Here is a 14,803-nt window from a genome sequence, read left to right as displayed (position 1 = left end):
AAATCTGGCTAAAAACAATCTCGAATGCGCGTAAAATTCGACGCGCATTTGTCTCGAAATCGATTAAAATTGTAATTCCCGCAACAAGGCTTTCGCGTGGGAAAAGCTTGAATTACCGTCTCGCCGTTAAGGATTTTCATTGAGCCGGATAACGGCCGGCGGCGGTTGGGCGTTGCGCAGTAGGTTGGCAATGCAGCCGGGATCGGGCGATTCGGCCCGCCCGAAAGCGAATGATCGATCGGATTTCAGTTTTCGGCGGCAAAATTATTTTTGCTGGAAATCGCGAAATCGATCGGTAGCGGCGACGATCGCGGCGCTCATATCGGGATTTGCGATGGAATGGGCAGCATGCGGAAGGAGTTGCAGCTCGCTTTGCGGCCAGGCGCGGGCCAGTTCCCAGGCGGTCACCAGCGGCGCCTCGATATCGAGCCGTCCCTGTAGCAAGATCGCTGGAATGCCTGTCAGCCGCCCGGCGTTGTTCAAAAGCTGGCCGTCCTCCAGCCAGGCGCCGTTGACGAAATAGTGAGTGATGATGCGGGCGCGCGTCAGCAGATAGGCCGGATCGGCCCAGCGGCGTGGCAGTCCTTGAGGATCGGCGAGCAGGATGGAGGCCGCCTCCCAGTCATGCCAGTCGCGGGCCGCTTTCAGGCGCGTCTCGGAGTCGGAATGGTTGAGAAGGCGATGATAGGCGGCAACTATGTCCTCATCTCGCTCCTGGCTGTCCGCAGAAGCCGCCTGGCGGAAACGGTGCCATTCCTCCGGAAAGAGCGGCGCCATGCCGCGACAGAGCCAGTCGATTTCCGAGCGCCTTGTGGTGGTTACGCCTGATATGACGATCGCTACGACGCGCTGCGGATGGGTCTCGGCATAGGCGAGCGACAGTGTCGAGCCCCAGGAATTGCCGAAAACGAGCCAGGCGTCGATGCCGAAGAACAGCCGCAGCCGCTCGATATCGCCGACAAGATGCCAGGTGGTATTGAGGGAGAGGTCGGTTTTGCGATCGGCAGCGCTCGGCAGGCTGCGGCCGCAATTGCGCTGATCGAACAGAATGATTCGATAGGCGTCGGGATCGAAATGGCGCCGCGCCGTCGTCGAGCAGCCGGAGCCCGGCCCGCCGTGCAGCACCAGCGCCGGCCGGCCAGCCGGATTGCCGCAGGCCTCCCAATAGATCAGGTTGCCGTCGCCCGTGTCGAGCAGGCCATGATCATAGGGTTCGATTTCCGGATAGAGAGCCGACATCGTTGTGCCTGTCGAAGGTTGTTCCACTCATAATATCTATGGCTGAATGGTAGGAACGACTTGCGACAGGATTTCGCTCCTGCTTTCCGAAGCCCGATTTTATTGCCGCTGGCAGATCTCTTGCCGTGAAACCCAGGCTTGTCAACAGGACCTGACCGGGTGCGCGCCCGGCAAGCGCATCGGCGGCACCGTCACGTAATCAACGGTGTCTCAGAGGAATTCGCGCAGCGTCTCGCGGGACTGGATCGACAGGAATTCGATCGCCACACCTTCGACGAAATGGCGGACGACGCGGCCGCGCATGTTGCCGAGCCGCACCGCAGTTCCGATCGAGGGGCGCATCTCAACGTCAACGGCAGCGCCCGACAGCGAAAGGTCCATGATACGGCAGGTATAACGGGTGCCGTCCTCGAGGGTTAGTTCGGTATTCGTATCGCGTGGCGTCAGACGGTCATGGCGACGATCTTCCGGCAGACCGAGCTCATGTTTGTTGGCAAGCCAGGTAAGCTGGGCGGCGAGCTTCTCCCGCTTCCGCTCGGTGGCGTTGATCGACATGGTGAAGCCGCGGCCGTCGAGCGTCTGGACATAACCTTCGACGCGGCCGAGATGGTCGATATAGGCGACGACACGTTCGTTGGCGCGTGGCCGGCCAAGGCAGGTGACATACATGTCGCCAGGCGACATGTCGATCACCATGCATTCGAACTCCTCGTAACTGGCAAGCATCAGCCGGCCCTGCATATTGATGGGCACACGCTGAAAAACGCCCTGTTCAGGGCGCGGCGCAGGTCTTTGCGTCTGAGCTGGCTGGAACGAGTGCATCAAAAGGCTTCTTTATGAAATCTGAGAGACCGATCATTACCCGCAATCCATTAACAGAAGGTTGTTTTGCCTCATTCTCATATAGCCGAAAACGAGTATGACCGATGTCCCGAAACGGGACTGTCAGCGCGCCTCCGCACTCGTCAGCAGCTGCGACACCATGCGGCGCATGACCTGCCCGAAACCGGCGCTTTTGGCGGCGACGATTTCGTTGATGGGGCGCAGCTCGGCGGCTTCAGCGTTGCCGAATTTGCCGGGCAGAAGACGGCTGCGGTCGAGAGCCAGGAATTCGAGCGGCACGATCTCCAGCCAGCTCGCAGCCGCCGTGGGTGCGATTGCGCCGAGCAGCCGGTCGCAGGCGCCGCCCGGCGAGCGCAGCGGCATCATGATGATCTCGAAGGAGGCCTGATGGCCGACGGTGCTGTAGCCGGTGGCGTTGAACAGGGCCGGCAGGACATGGTCCATGACGCCCATCGCGGTGCGTTCGATGTCGGCGTGCTGGCCGTTTGCCCAGAGTGAGGAGAAGCGTGCGCCGCGCAGATCCCGCCCGAACAGATCGCAGATGCGGGTGCCGGCGAGCCGGAAGCCGATATCGCCTTCCTCGCGGGTCTCGAGAATGAACAGGCTCTGGAGCAGATGCGGGACAGCGGAGGGTTCGATCTGCGCTTTCAGCGGCGCATCGGCTGCGCCGCGGATACGGTTCCAGTAGTCAAAAATTTCGATGGTCGTTTGCACACGCATTTTTCACCAACCTGTCCCATTCCGGGTCATTTTCGGGCACTCATTGCCCCTACAGGCTCAACCTTGCGGATTTCATGCCAACTCGCGGCGGTTAAGGTTAAGAAAGGGTTTCGGTTGAGGTGCGGTGCCTGCCGTGGCACTGTCCGGCCATCGCTTCGACTTTCGAAGTTCAGCACAACCTGCCCGGGCCGAGGTCTTTCCTTGGACACCGGTATGCCGTCCGGCACTTCGGACGGCTTTTTTTTTGACAGGTGCTCCTGTATGGCTGAGGCCTCAACGAGGCGATACTGAAATGAATGAGCAGACGGCCGAGCCCCATAAGGCGCCCGAACCTCCCGAGGTCCAGCCGCCGGCAAAGCGGCCGCGCGTGCCGGTCTTCAACCTTCCACCGGCGCTGTTCTTCAGCCTTTGCCTGATTGTCGTCATCTATGCGGCGCAAGAGCTCGTGCTCTCCGATGATGCGCTGAGCTGGCTGTTCTTCACCTTCGGCTTCGTGCCCGCCCGCTATGTGATTCCGCTGTCGCAGCAGGGGCCGGAGCTGTTCTGGACGCCGGTTACCTATTCACTGCTGCATGGCAGCGTCCAGCATATCGTCTTCAACGGCTTCTGGTTAATGGCCTTCGGCGCGCCGGTCGCGCGCCGCATCGGGACGCTGCGATTCGTGCTTTTCTGGCTCTTTTCAGCCGTCGCCTCCGCCGCCCTGCACGCAGTGTTGAACTGGGGGGATGTGTCACTGCTGATCGGCGCGTCGGGCGTCATCTCCGGGCTGATGGGAGCTGCCTGCCGATTCGCCTTTCCGGCCGAACGGCGGCCGATGCTGCCTGCGCATCTCAATGACCGGCTGTCCATCGCCGAGGCGCTGCAGAGCCGCACCGTCGCCATCTTCATGCTGCTCTGGCTGGTCGGCAACGCCCTGATCGCCGTCGGCATCCCGCTTGTCGGCGACAGCGACCAGCCCATTGCCTGGGACGCGCATATCGGCGGTTTCGTCTTCGGTTTCCTGCTGTTTTCGTTGTTCGATCGGATACCGCGCCCGCCTGTTACGGAACCTGCCGGAACGGAGAAGGATCTGTTGCAATCCTGAGCCGGGCGGTGCACGATTGACCTATCCGCGCTGGGGGGAGAAACCGCCGCGGGTGCCTGTGACAAGTGTTTCACGGACATAGGAGGTTCGAATGTCAGTCAAAGCAATCCTCGACCTGAAGGGCAGGGACGTCGTCACCGCCGGGCCGAATACGACCGTCGCAGAGGCGGCCGTCATCCTCAGCAAGAAGAAGATCGGCGCCATCGTCGTCGTCGGTATGGAGAACCGGATTTCCGGCATGTTCACCGAGCGCGACCTCGTGCATGCGATCGCCAAACACGGCAAGGACGGCCTCGACCAGCCGCTGGGTCAGGTGATGACCGCGAAGGTCTACCGCTGCCACGAGGAGACGACCGTCAACGAACTGATGGAGCTGATGACCAGCCGCCGTTTCCGCCACGTGCCGGTGGAAAGCAACGGCAAGCTTGCCGGCATCATCTCGATCGGCGACGTGGTGAAATCGCGCATCGCCGAAGTCGAGCGCGAGGCCGAGGAGATCAAGGCCTATATCGCCGGCTGAGGTTTTCGTCCTCGTTCGAGGGATGCCGTCGCCGCGAAACGGCTACGGGCTTGCGGATGATGCCGATCAGGGGGAGCTGGCGTAGACTTCCTGCATGCGCTTGATTTCGGGGAGCCTGGCTCTGGCTTCCTCGTAGCCGCGTTCGATTGCTTCGCCGGCGCGGTGGAATTCGGAAAGGCCGATATAGCTTAGGCGCGGCTGCAGCGAAATATCCGGCGGGTCGCCGGCCAGGCGGGCGCGGGCGATCCTGTCCTGGATGATATTGAAAGCCTGCACCATGACGCCGGTCATGCCGAGACGGGCATAAGGCGCCTCTTCCTGCTTCTGCACCTCCTGCGGCGAGAGGCTGGCATTGTGCCGGACGACGGCCGAGCGGCCATAGAGATCGTAATTGAGATTGACGGCGACGACCAACGGCTGCTCGTAGGCGCGACAGACGGAGACGGGGACGGGGTTGACCAATGCGCCGTCGACCAGCGTGCGGTGATTGCTGCGCACCGGCTCGAAAATCCCGGGCAGGGCATAGGAGGCGCGCAGCGCCGTGATCAGCGAACCATTGGCGATCCAGACTTCATGGCCGGTATTGACCTCGGCGGCGACGGCGACGAAGGGCCGGTCGAGATCCTCGACGTTCAGGCCTTCGAGATGTTCCTGCATGCGCTTTGTCAGCCGCATGCCGCCGAACAGGCCGCTGCCGCCGATGGTGAGATCGAGGAGACTGGCGATCCGGCGCATCGTCAGCGAGCGGGCGAAACTTTCGAGTTCATCGAGTTTGCCGGCGAGATAGCAGCCGCCGACCAGCGCACCGATCGAGGTGCCGGCAATCATGCCGATCTCGATTTTTGCCTCGTCGAGGGCGCGCAGCACGCCGATATGGGCCCAGCCGCGGGCCGCTCCACCGCCGAGCGCCAGCGCGATCTTGATTCTCTTGACGGGTGCGGGAGGCGGGATCGTCTCGAGTGTGGTCGACATGCCAGAACCGGAACCCTCGCCTTCAGAGCTTTGACGATGCAAATTCCAGCTCAGCATGGCGCTCTCCCCTCCCAGCAGAACACATGGTTTCCGATAGTGTGCCCGATCAGTTTCCAAATGGTATATAGCGGCGATTTCTGGCGCAATAAGGAGCAGATCCCGGGAAATTCCGGCTCCATCTTCCCGGCCTATTTTCCGTAAACGTCCTGCGGATCGAAATGACGCTCGTCGTCGACGATATCAAGCATCGGCTTTCCATCCCGAAGCGTGATCGTCCGATAGAAGCAGGAGCGGCGGCCGGTGTGACAGGTGGCGTCATGGCCGGCGACCTCGACCTTCAGCCATATGGCGTCCTGATCGCAATCGGTGCGAATTTCCTTCACCGTCTGGAGATTGCCCGAGGTCTCGCCCTTCTTCCAGATCTTGCCGCGCGAACGGCTGAAATAATGGGCTGTGCCGGTCTGGATGGTCAGCGCCAGCGCATGGGCGTTCATGTGCGCCACCATCAGCAGCTCGCCGTCGCCTGCGTCGGTGACGATCGCGGTGATCAAGCCACGGTCGTCGAAACGCGGCGTGAAATCGCCGGCGTCTTCCAGCGCCGACTTGTCCTCGGATGGTTGACTGAAGATCAATTGGCTCATCGCGGCCCTCCTGAGGGAGCCGGTCTCAGCGGCTCCGCACCATGGTCATGAAACGGGCCTGATCGGCCGGCTCGGTCTTGAACGTTCCGGTAAAGGTGGTCGTCAACGTGGTCGAGCCCTGCTTCTGAACGCCGCGCATCGCCATGCACATATGTTCGGCCTCGATCATCACCGCGACACCGCGCGGGTTAAGCGTATCGTCGATCGCCCGGGCAATCTGCGCCGTCATTGTTTCCTGGGTCTGCAGACGGCGGCCATAGATCTCGACGACACGGGCAATCTTCGACAGGCCGAGCACACGACCGTCCGGCATGTAGGCGACGTGAGCCTTGCCGATGATCGGCACCATGTGGTGTTCGCAATGCGAGAAGAAAGGAATGTCCTTGACGAGGACCATATCGTCGTAGCCGGCGACTTCTTCGAAGGTGCGGCCGAGCACGTCTTCCGGCGCCATGTCGTAGCCGGAAAAAAGCTCGCGGTAGGATTTGACGACACGCGCCGGCGTTTCGATCAGGCCTTCGCGCGTCGGGTTCTCACCGGCCCAGCGCAGCAGGACACGAACGGCTTCCTCCGCCTCCTGCTGGGAGGGGCGATCAGAGTCGCGGTTCGTCTGCGGAAAGTTCTTTACGATGGCGTCCATGAACAATGGTCTCCTGGTCCGCACCGCGGACCGATCTGTCGGAATCGCCACTGGTCAATCCCATGCGGGAATTCATGCACCTTTGGCAGGCTCCGGGGCTTTCGAGGCGAATTCAACACCCCTCCGGCACGGTTTCCCAATCAAACTTACACGAGGCCATTGCATTTTAATGGCCTTCGAACGACATACATATAGGAAGACGGCCATCGTATGTAAGTATCCTCAGATGACACGGTGTGTTTTTTGTTTCAACAACAATAACCGCCCTTATTGAGGCCGATCCGCAGCGATTTTGGAGCGGAAATCCAACATGGACGATATCTACAACAGCAAGATCCTCGAATTCGCCGGCAATATTCCGTTGACCGGCACCTTGGCGGATGCCGATGCGAGCGCCCAGGCCTATTCGAAGCTTTGCGGCTCGAAGGTGCGGATCTGGCTGAAGATGGATGGCGACACCGTCACCGGTTTTGCCCATGACGTGAAGGCCTGCGCGCTTGGCCAGGCCTCGTCCTCGATCATGGCGCGGCATGTCGTCGGCGCCACATCGGGTGAATTGCGCCAGGCTCGGCAGGATATGCTCGCCATGTTGAAGGCGGATGGAGCAGGGCCCGATGGACGGTTCGAAGACATGCGCTATCTGCTGCCGGTGCGGGACTACAAGGCCCGCCATGCCTCGACGATGCTGACCTTCGATGCCGTCGTCGATGCGATCGGCCAGATCGAGGCGAAACGGGCTGAGGTTGTCGAGGCGTAACTGGATGTGCGAGTTCTGCGCCCTGCAGGCCAGCGATGAGGAGGACCGTGGTGCCGCCGGACCCGAGAAGCCGCGTGAAAAGATCGCACGCGCTTCGCGCAATTATACCGGTCCGTTCCGCAAGACTCCCGACCGCCTGCTCGGCATGGGGTTCATCCGCCTTTACCAGTTGACGCTTTCCGGCTTTGTCGGCAATTCCTGCCGCCATATCCCGACCTGCTCCGAATATGGCTACGAGTCGATCGCCCGCCACGGATTGTGGGCCGGCGGCTGGATGACGCTGTTTCGCGTCGGCCGCTGCGGCCCAGGCGGCACCAGCGGCCTCGACCAGGTGCCGGAGATACTCGGCGACGACTTCCGCTGGTGGACGCCGTGGCGCTATTTCTCCCTCGGGCGCAAGAGAGGATGAGCATGAGCACCTTCATTGCCCTCCTGCACAGCATTGTCCTGACGCCCGACCGGCGCGTCATCATGGAAGATCTGCGCGCGCTCGCCAAAGATCTTGGCTATCGCGAACCGCGCACGCTGGTTTCCACGGGTAATCTCGTCTTCGAGGCCGACGATGTCAGGCCGCACGAACTCGAGGTCGCGCTGGAAGAGGGGTTCGAAGAGAAATTCGGCAAACATGTCGATATCATCGTGCGCAGCGACTGCACCTGGATGGCGCTTTGCGGCACCAATCCCTTCAGGGACGGCAACGGCGACCAGGTCATCGTCCGGGTGATGCGCCTGCCGGTCGATCCGGAGAAGGTGGAGGCGCTGAGAGCGCTGATGACGGAGGGACAGCGCATTGCCGTCGTCGGCGGCGATCTCTGGATCGATTTCGCCGGCAAGCCGAGCCAGTCCAAGCTGCTTTCGGCGCTGACGACCAAGCGGATAGGCATCGGCACGATGCGCAACTGGAACACGGTTTGCGGCCTCGCCCAAATGATCATGTAGGCCTGCTGCTTCTTTACTCCCAAGGCAAATCTGAGTATCAGGCGGCAGCGCTTCCAAAGAGCGGAGGCGCTCCGTTTCAACCACCCGCATTCGTTGGCGGGACTGGACAAGGAGAATTTCGATGTCTGAAAACATTTCCCTGACATTTCCCGATGGTTCCGTGCGCAGCTTCCCGGCTGGCGCGACCGGCAGGGATGTCGCCGAATCCATTTCCAAGTCGCTCGCCAAGAGCGCGGTCGCCATTGCGCTCGACGGCACCGTGCAAGACCTTTCCGATACCGTCACCGACGGCAAGATCGAGATCATCACCCGCAAGGACGGCCGTGCGCTGGAGCTTATCCGGCATGATGCCGCGCACGTCATGGCCGAAGCGGTGCAGGAGCTCTGGCCCGGCACGCAGGTGACGATCGGCCCGGTCATCGAAAACGGCTTCTATTACGACTTCGCCAAGAACGAACCCTTCACGCCCGACGATCTGCCGAAGATCGAAAAGAAGATGAAGGAGATCATTGCCCGCAACGCGCCCTTCACCAAGCAGATCTGGTCGCGCGAAAAGGCCAAGGACGTCTTTGCGGCCAAGGGCGAAAACTACAAGGTAGAGCTCGTCGACGCGATCCCTGAAGGGCAGGATCTGAAGATCTACAATCAGGGCGATTGGTTCGATCTTTGCCGCGGTCCGCACATGGCCTCCACCGGCCAGGTCGGCACGGCCTTCAAGCTGATGAAGGTTGCCGGCGCCTATTGGCGCGGCGACAGCAACAACGCCATGTTGTCACGCATCTACGGGACGGCATGGGCCGACCAGGCCGATCTCGACAACTATCTGCACATGCTGGCGGAAGCCGAAAAGCGTGACCACCGCAAGCTCGGCCGCGAGATGGACCTGTTTCACTTCCAGGAAGAAGGCCCGGGCGTCGTCTTCTGGCATGGCAAGGGTTGGCGAATCTTCCAGTCGCTCGTCTCCTACATGCGTCGCCGGCTCGCGGTCGATTACGAAGAAGTCAACGCGCCGCAGGTGCTCGATACCGCGCTTTGGGAAACTTCGGGTCACTGGGGCTGGTATCAGGAAAACATGTTCGCCGTGAAATCGGCGCATGCGATGACGCATCCGGAAGACAAGGAAGCGGATAATCGCGTCTTTGCACTGAAGCCGATGAATTGCCCCGGCCACGTGCAGATCTTCAAACATGGGCTGAAGTCCTATCGCGAACTGCCGATCCGCCTCGCCGAATTCGGGCTGGTGCATCGCTACGAGCCTTCGGGCGCGTTGCACGGGCTGATGCGCGTGCGCGGCTTCACGCAGGACGACGCGCACATTTTCTGCACGGACGAGCAGATGGCTGCCGAATGCCTGAAGATCAACGATCTCATCCTGTCTGTCTATGAGGACTTCGGCTTTAAGGAAATCGTCGTCAAGCTTTCCACCCGGCCGGAAAAGCGCGTCGGTTCCGACGCCCTCTGGGATCGGGCGGAAGCCGTCATGACCGACGTGCTGAATACGATCGAGGCTCAGTCCGAGGGCCGCATCAAGACTGGCATCCTGCCGGGCGAGGGTGCCTTCTACGGGCCGAAGTTCGAATATACACTGAAGGATGCGATCGGCCGCGAATGGCAGTGCGGAACGACGCAGGTCGATTTCAATCTGCCGGAACGTTTCGGCGCCTTCTATATCGACAGCAACTCCGAAAAGACGCAGCCGGTGATGATCCATCGCGCCATCTGCGGCTCGATGGAACGCTTCCTCGGTATCCTGATCGAAAACTTCGCCGGCCATCTGCCGCTCTGGGTGTCGCCACTGCAGGTGGTGGTCGCGACAATCACTTCGGAAGCCGACGCTTACGGGCTTGAAGTGGCCGAGGCGTTGCGCGAGGCCGGTCTCAACGTCGAGACCGATTTCCGCAACGAGAAGATCAACTACAAGGTCCGCGAACACTCGGTCACCAAGGTGCCCGTCATCATCGTCTGCGGCAGGAAGGAAGCCGAGGAGCGCACGGTCAATATCCGCCGTCTCGGCAGCCAGGACCAGCTTTCGATGGGGCTCGGCGCCGCCGTCGAAAGCCTTGCCTTGGAAGCAACGCCGCCAGACGTCCGTCGCAAGGCCGAAGCAAAAAAAGCCAGGGCGGCCTGAAAACGCCTCCATCCGACAGCGCCACCAGCGCTGTCGGAGGACCTGGGAAGCGCTGAACAGCGGCGGCGACCGCAAGGGTCTGCTGGCCCGCCTCTATGAGGCCGTCTTCTCGATGGCACCGCCGAAGCGCGCGCCCCAAAGCTCCCGGCTAAGGCGAAACCGCTCGCGGTAAATCAATCGAGACTGGTGTCGCCGCTCTGCGGCGCGAGCTGTTCATAGGAAGGGAGCGGCGCCACCGGAGCCGGCTGGACGCCTGGCGGCGGCGGTGTTCCCACAGGCACTTGCTGTACCGTGCGGGCCGCGTCGTTCACCGGCGGCTGCGGCTGCTGGTCCTTCATCAGAACCTCGACATCGGTGTTCCTGCCGGCGACGACGGTGAAATCGCGCTGGTAGATCTTGTCCTTGTTGCGGGCGACGGCGGAATATCCGCCTTCGGCGAGGACCATGGTCGGGAAGGCGCTGACGCTTTCGCCGACGCTGTCGCCGGCCGCCGTCAGGATCGACCATGCAGTATCGGCGATCGCCTCGCCGCCGGCATCGGAGACCAGTTTGAAGGTGACCTGCGCGGCCCGATGCTGGATCGTTGCTTCGGTCAGCTTGCCGGCCTCGACCTGGATGTCGGCGCGGATGACGGCGTTGACGCTGCCATATTCGGAAACGATATGATAGGTGCCGGCATTGAGGCGGACGACGGTGTTCGGCGAGACATCGGCGACGACGAGGCCACGCTCGCCGTCCTCGCGCACTTCCGAGGAATAGATCGAAAAACTCAGCTGATCGGGGCGGATGCGAGCGTCGGTACCGGAAACGGCATTGAGCAGCAGGCCGCCGGCATCGAGCACCATTACCTGCTTGTCGACCTCGCCGTCGGCGGGCACTGTCAGTTTCTTGGTGACGCCGGCGCGGCCGAAGGAGACGTTGACGAAATAATCGCCGGGCGCGAGCTGGAAGGCGGCGGGTCCACCCTTGGCGCTGGCGATCAGCGGCAGTTTGCCGTCGGTTCCGGCGATCGGGCTGAAGACATACCAGGAGAGGCCTTCTTCGACCGGTGTGCCGTCCGCCGTCAGCTTGGCTTCCATCGGCACATCGCGCAGTTTGACCCCTTCAGGCGCCGTGCCGGGCGCGATAAAGGCATCGAGCTTCGGCATCTTCGGCGTCGATTCAAGCTGTTTGAATTCCTTGAAGGCATCCTGAGCGCCGGCGCCTGGAGGCGTCAGGATCGTCAGGGCAATGGCAAGGCCGATGCGTGCAAAAGGCGAAATGCCAAACATCTGTTTCGTGAACCGATTGACTTCTGAAATCGCAAAGGCCACTTCAAGACCAACGCGATGGCAAATTCAAGACCCAGCCTTTTGCAGCAGCATAAAAATGAGAGTTTCTCCCGCATGAAATCCGATATCAAGCTGATTGATTACCTCGCCGTACGCCGCTCCATCCCCGCTTTCCAGATGTGCGAACCAGGCCCCGAAAAGGCCGAAATCGAGGAAATTCTGCGTCTTGCCTCGCGTGTTCCCGATCACGGCAAGATCGCGCCCTGGCGCTTCATCGTTTATCGCGGAGGCGAGCGCGCTCGCCTCGGTGAGGAACTTCTGGCCTTGGCGCTCGAGACGAAACCTGAGCTTTCCGAAGAGATGATCCAGGTGGAACGCGCGCGTCTCACCCGCGCGCCGGTGGTGGTCGCCGTCGTTAGCAAGGCGGGGCCGCATATCAAGATTCCCGAATGGGAGCAGCTGATGTCGGCCGGCGCGCTCTGCCTCAACGTCATCCTCGCCGCCAATGCCAGCGGTTATGTCGCCAACTGGCTGACGGAGTGGTTCGCCTATGACGAGCGCGCCTATCCGCTGCTCGGCGTCGGGCCTGATGAAAAGGTGGCGGGGTTCATCCATATCGGCTCGACGACATTTCCGGCGATCGAGCGGCCGCGGCCGGAGCTTGCCGATACCGTGACCTGGGTCGGCGGTGAGGAATGATGTTTTACACCACCGACGACAACCGGCACGGACTGGCGCATGATCCATTCAAGGCGATCGTGTCGCCGCGCCCGATCGGCTGGATCGGCAGCAAGGGCAGGGACGGTTCGATCAACCTTGCCCCCTATTCCTTCTTCAATGCCGTCGCCGACCGGCCGAAGCTGGTGATGTTTTCATCCGCCGGACGCAAGGACAGCCAGCGCAACGCGGCCGAGACCGGCGTCTTCACCTGCAATTTCGTCGGTCGCGATCTCGCCGAGAAGATGAACCTCTCCTCGGCGGCGCTGCCCTATGGCGAGAGCGAATTCGACTTTGCCGGCCTGACGGCGAAGCAGGCCGAACTCATCGACGCGCCCTATGTCGGCGAGGCTTTCGCGGTGCTCGAATGCAGGGTCACCGAGATCATGGAGCCGAAGACGCTGTCCGGCGCGCCGTCGGAAAACGTCCTTGTCTTCGGCGAGGTGGTCGGTATCCGCATCGACGAGACGATCGTCAGAAATGGCCGCCTCGACATGTCGATCGCCCGGCCTGTGGCCCGCATGGGTTACATGGATTACAGCGAAGGCAGCGATGTTTTCGAGATGTTCCGGCCGCATCTGCCGAAGGTTTAGATCGGTCGCAAGGCATACAAAGGCTTAAGAAATATGGTGAACCAATCTTAAACCTTTTGCCGCTACGGTCGCAGCATTGAATGAAACGCAAGGGAATCGCGTTCAAGTGCTGGGGCGTCGCGTGATCATAGAAGCTTTCCTTCGGTGGATCGAAACGGCCAAAACCGGTGACCGGGCCCGGGCCGCAAACGCGCTCGGGCGGGCCTATCTGCAGTCGGAGATGACGGGAGACGAGCGGTCGGCAGCCGAGATGGCGATGACCTTTCTGCTCGACGATCCGTCGCCGCGCGTCCGGCTGGCACTAGCCGAGGCGATAGCCTGGTCGCCCGATGCGCCGCGCAGCCTGATTCTTTCGCTTGCCGAAGACCAGCCCGAAGTCGCCTGCCATGCGGTGACCTGTTCGCCGCTTTTGAGCGATGCCGATCTCGTCGATCTTGCCGCGCGCGGCAACGGCGCCACCCGCATGCTGATCGCGGCGAGGGCGCATGTGACGCGCCCGGTTTCCGCAGCGCTTGCGGAAGTCGGCGACGAGGAAGAGCTGCTCTGCCTGCTCGAAAACGACGGCGCGGTGATCTCCGGCCAATCCCTGAAACGTATCGCCGAGCGACTCGGCGACGGCTGCGACATCCGCAACCTGCTTCTCGACCGCAGCGATCTTCCCGCCGATACCCGCCAGTTGCTCACTCAGCATGTCAGCAATGCACTGGTCGGCCTGCCGCTCGCCCAGGCGGCGATCGGTCTGCAGCGGCTGCAGCGCATCAGCCGCGAGGCGACCGAGGCTGCCATTGTTTCGATCGCCGGCGACATTGCGCCGCGCGAAATCCCCGACCTCGTCGAACATCTGCGCCTCAACGGCCAGCTGACGCCGTCCTTCCTCATGCATACGCTCTGCGCCGGCAAGGTCGATTTTTTCGCGGGCGCGATCGTCGATCTGACGGGTTGCGGCGAGCGCCGGGTGCGCTCGATCCTGGCAACCGGGCGCATGCATGCGGTGCGTGCGCTCTACGAATCCGCCGGCCTGCCCAGGGATATTAGCGTAATCTTCGTCGAGGCGACGCTCCTGTGGCGTGAGGCCGCCAGAAGAGCGCCGGGCAGCGTGCTCGGCACTGTCTGCGGCCGACTTCTGGAAAAATTCCGCCATCATGACGGCGCACATGGCGCGGTCGGCGAGCTGCTCGACATGGTGGAAAAGCTTGGGGTCGCCGAACAGCGGCAATCGGCTCGTGTCTATGCGGCGCTTGCGGCGGCTTAGTCGGCCAGCCGTGTCACGACCCAGGAGTAGCTGGCAGAGACGAAATGCACCGGTTTGGCGAGCGTGTCCTTGACGCTCCGGCCGGTGGGCAGATGGTCGCGGACCTTTCCTGCAATGTCGTCGGCAAAGCCACGCAGCCCCTGCGGGTGCTGTTCGGCCGTTTCGGGAACGGCCGGCGGCACGGGCGCCGGCTTTGGCGGTTCGGTGGCAGCAATGGCTTTCGGCGCCTCGCAGACTGCAATAACCGAGGGATAGCTGACATTGGCATAGGTTTTCAGGCGACGTTCGGCTTCGGCATCGCAGGCGGCAACCGTCTCCCAGCGTTTGTCGACCGTCGCGACATAGCTGCACTGGCTGATGGAATCGTCGCAACCGAGAATGGTCATCGCGATCAGCACCGCTTGCATATTTTGCCTCCTTGGCTATTGAGCATGTCATCGTCTTAGAGGGCGCAATTCCAACCGAATGAAGGCAGGGGCATTAACTC

At 61.7% G+C, this 14,803-nt stretch carries 17 protein-coding genes and 1 pseudogene; 10 read left to right on the top strand and 8 right to left on the bottom strand.

Going from position 1 to position 14,803, the window contains the following annotated elements; genetic code table 11:
- Window positions 1-264: 264 nt before the first annotated feature.
- From pip to OS035_RS25750, 3 genes are all read right to left on the bottom strand, one after another.
- Complete coding sequence (pip, locus tag OS035_RS25760) at window positions 265-1,239, bottom strand: prolyl aminopeptidase (protein WP_097628821.1); 975 nt, start codon at window positions 1,237-1,239, stop codon at window positions 265-267.
- A gap of 210 nt (window positions 1,240-1,449) precedes the next feature.
- Window positions 1,450-2,061, bottom strand: coding sequence for a PilZ domain-containing protein (locus tag OS035_RS25755; RefSeq protein ID WP_097628822.1), 612 nt, complete (start codon window positions 2,059-2,061; stop codon window positions 1,450-1,452).
- 123 nt (window positions 2,062-2,184) lie between these two features.
- Entirely contained in the window at window positions 2,185-2,802 is a 618-nt protein-coding gene (locus OS035_RS25750; RefSeq protein WP_097628823.1) for a PAS domain-containing protein, read from the bottom strand.
- Window positions 2,803-3,094: 292 nt separating this feature from the next.
- On the opposite strand from OS035_RS25750, the gene OS035_RS25745 reads away from it, so the two are divergent.
- Entirely contained in the window at window positions 3,095-3,886 is a 792-nt protein-coding gene (locus OS035_RS25745) for a rhomboid family intramembrane serine protease (RefSeq protein WP_331814217.1), read from the top strand.
- A gap of 91 nt (window positions 3,887-3,977) precedes the next feature.
- Window positions 3,978-4,406, top strand: coding sequence for a CBS domain-containing protein (locus OS035_RS25740; protein ID WP_007629157.1), 429 nt, complete (start codon window positions 3,978-3,980; stop codon window positions 4,404-4,406).
- Between the two features lie 66 nt (window positions 4,407-4,472).
- Here the strand turns inward: OS035_RS25740 and OS035_RS25735 are convergent, their stop codons facing one another.
- The 3 genes from OS035_RS25735 to folE form a co-directional block, all read right to left on the bottom strand.
- Complete coding sequence (locus OS035_RS25735) at window positions 4,473-5,435, bottom strand: patatin-like phospholipase family protein (protein ID WP_012557750.1); 963 nt, start codon at window positions 5,433-5,435, stop codon at window positions 4,473-4,475.
- Window positions 5,436-5,566: 131 nt separating this feature from the next.
- Window positions 5,567-6,019, bottom strand: a complete 453-nt coding sequence (hisI, locus tag OS035_RS25730) for a phosphoribosyl-AMP cyclohydrolase (protein ID WP_003586336.1) — start codon at window positions 6,017-6,019, stop codon at window positions 5,567-5,569.
- Window positions 6,020-6,044: 25 nt separating this feature from the next.
- Entirely contained in the window at window positions 6,045-6,659 is a 615-nt protein-coding gene (gene folE / locus OS035_RS25725; protein ID WP_003572990.1) for a GTP cyclohydrolase I FolE, read from the bottom strand.
- A gap of 310 nt (window positions 6,660-6,969) precedes the next feature.
- Between folE and OS035_RS25720 the strand changes: the two genes are divergently transcribed.
- From OS035_RS25720 to OS035_RS25700, 5 genes and pseudogenes are all read left to right on the top strand, one after another.
- On the top strand, window positions 6,970-7,416 hold the full coding sequence (locus OS035_RS25720; RefSeq protein WP_097628825.1) for an iron-sulfur cluster assembly scaffold protein: 447 nt from the start codon (window positions 6,970-6,972) through the stop codon (window positions 7,414-7,416).
- A 4-nt stretch (window positions 7,417-7,420) separates the two neighbouring features.
- The gene (gene yidD / locus OS035_RS25715) at window positions 7,421-7,825 is read left to right on the top strand and encodes a membrane protein insertion efficiency factor YidD (RefSeq protein ID WP_183853459.1); all 405 of its coding nucleotides are present in this window, start codon (window positions 7,421-7,423) and stop codon (window positions 7,823-7,825) included.
- 2 nt (window positions 7,826-7,827) lie between these two features.
- A complete protein-coding gene (locus OS035_RS25710; RefSeq protein ID WP_097628939.1) occupies window positions 7,828-8,355 on the top strand; it encodes a DUF1697 domain-containing protein in 528 nt (175 codons plus the stop codon).
- Between the two features lie 121 nt (window positions 8,356-8,476).
- The gene (gene thrS, locus OS035_RS25705) at window positions 8,477-10,483 is read left to right on the top strand and encodes a threonine--tRNA ligase (protein ID WP_331814216.1); all 2,007 of its coding nucleotides are present in this window, start codon (window positions 8,477-8,479) and stop codon (window positions 10,481-10,483) included.
- Window positions 10,484-10,523: 40 nt separating this feature from the next.
- A pseudogene (locus OS035_RS25700) lies at window positions 10,524-10,655 on the top strand (glycerol acyltransferase); the annotation flags it as partial.
- A gap of 1 nt (window position 10,656) precedes the next feature.
- Here the strand turns inward: OS035_RS25700 and OS035_RS25695 are convergent.
- On the bottom strand, window positions 10,657-11,754 hold the full coding sequence (locus tag OS035_RS25695; protein ID WP_331814215.1) for a hypothetical protein: 1,098 nt from the start codon (window positions 11,752-11,754) through the stop codon (window positions 10,657-10,659).
- 114 nt (window positions 11,755-11,868) lie between these two features.
- Here OS035_RS25695 and OS035_RS25690 point away from each other — a divergent pair, with 114 nt between their 5' ends.
- The 3 genes from OS035_RS25690 (at window position 11,869) to OS035_RS25680 (ending at window position 14,316) form a co-directional block, all read left to right on the top strand.
- On the top strand, window positions 11,869-12,453 hold the full coding sequence (locus tag OS035_RS25690) for a nitroreductase family protein (RefSeq protein WP_331814214.1): 585 nt from the start codon (window positions 11,869-11,871) through the stop codon (window positions 12,451-12,453).
- The gene (locus tag OS035_RS25685; protein WP_097628830.1) at window positions 12,453-13,064 is read left to right on the top strand and encodes a flavin reductase family protein; all 612 of its coding nucleotides are present in this window, start codon (window positions 12,453-12,455) and stop codon (window positions 13,062-13,064) included. The genes OS035_RS25690 and OS035_RS25685 overlap by 1 nt, the downstream gene beginning before the upstream one ends.
- Before the next feature lie 106 nt (window positions 13,065-13,170).
- Window positions 13,171-14,316, top strand: coding sequence for a DUF2336 domain-containing protein (locus OS035_RS25680; RefSeq protein ID WP_097628831.1), 1,146 nt, complete (start codon window positions 13,171-13,173; stop codon window positions 14,314-14,316).
- Here the strand turns inward: OS035_RS25680 and OS035_RS25675 are convergent.
- Window positions 14,313-14,723, bottom strand: a complete 411-nt coding sequence (locus OS035_RS25675) for a hypothetical protein (protein WP_097628832.1) — start codon at window positions 14,721-14,723, stop codon at window positions 14,313-14,315. The genes OS035_RS25680 and OS035_RS25675 overlap by 4 nt on opposite strands.
- Between the last annotated feature and the right edge of the window lie 80 nt (window positions 14,724-14,803).

Source organism: Rhizobium sp. 268, assembly GCF_036571585.1.
GTDB lineage: Bacteria > Pseudomonadota > Alphaproteobacteria > Rhizobiales > Rhizobiaceae > Rhizobium > Rhizobium redzepovicii.
Note: the sequence above shows the minus strand (reverse complement) of the source record. Positions and strands in the feature narration are given on the sequence as shown.

Coding starts and splice junctions, on each gene's coding strand:
- pip (WP_097628821.1), bottom strand. CDS start 1,239: ATGTCGGCTCTCTATCCGGAAATCGAACCCTATGATCATGGCCTGCTC.
- OS035_RS25755 (WP_097628822.1), bottom strand. CDS start 2,061: ATGCACTCGTTCCAGCCAGCTCAGACGCAAAGACCTGCGCCGCGCCCT.
- OS035_RS25750 (WP_097628823.1), bottom strand. CDS start 2,802: ATGCGTGTGCAAACGACCATCGAAATTTTTGACTACTGGAACCGTATC.
- OS035_RS25745 (WP_331814217.1), top strand. CDS start 3,095: ATGAATGAGCAGACGGCCGAGCCCCATAAGGCGCCCGAACCTCCCGAG.
- OS035_RS25740 (WP_007629157.1), top strand. CDS start 3,978: ATGTCAGTCAAAGCAATCCTCGACCTGAAGGGCAGGGACGTCGTCACC.
- OS035_RS25735 (WP_012557750.1), bottom strand. CDS start 5,435: ATGCTGAGCTGGAATTTGCATCGTCAAAGCTCTGAAGGCGAGGGTTCC.
- hisI (WP_003586336.1), bottom strand. CDS start 6,019: ATGAGCCAATTGATCTTCAGTCAACCATCCGAGGACAAGTCGGCGCTG.
- folE (WP_003572990.1), bottom strand. CDS start 6,659: ATGGACGCCATCGTAAAGAACTTTCCGCAGACGAACCGCGACTCTGAT.
- OS035_RS25720 (WP_097628825.1), top strand. CDS start 6,970: ATGGACGATATCTACAACAGCAAGATCCTCGAATTCGCCGGCAATATT.
- yidD (WP_183853459.1), top strand. CDS start 7,421: ATGTGCGAGTTCTGCGCCCTGCAGGCCAGCGATGAGGAGGACCGTGGT.
- OS035_RS25710 (WP_097628939.1), top strand. CDS start 7,828: ATGAGCACCTTCATTGCCCTCCTGCACAGCATTGTCCTGACGCCCGAC.
- thrS (WP_331814216.1), top strand. CDS start 8,477: ATGTCTGAAAACATTTCCCTGACATTTCCCGATGGTTCCGTGCGCAGC.
- OS035_RS25695 (WP_331814215.1), bottom strand. CDS start 11,754: ATGTTTGGCATTTCGCCTTTTGCACGCATCGGCCTTGCCATTGCCCTG.
- OS035_RS25690 (WP_331814214.1), top strand. CDS start 11,869: ATGAAATCCGATATCAAGCTGATTGATTACCTCGCCGTACGCCGCTCC.
- OS035_RS25685 (WP_097628830.1), top strand. CDS start 12,453: ATGTTTTACACCACCGACGACAACCGGCACGGACTGGCGCATGATCCA.
- OS035_RS25675 (WP_097628832.1), bottom strand. CDS start 14,723: ATGCAAGCGGTGCTGATCGCGATGACCATTCTCGGTTGCGACGATTCC.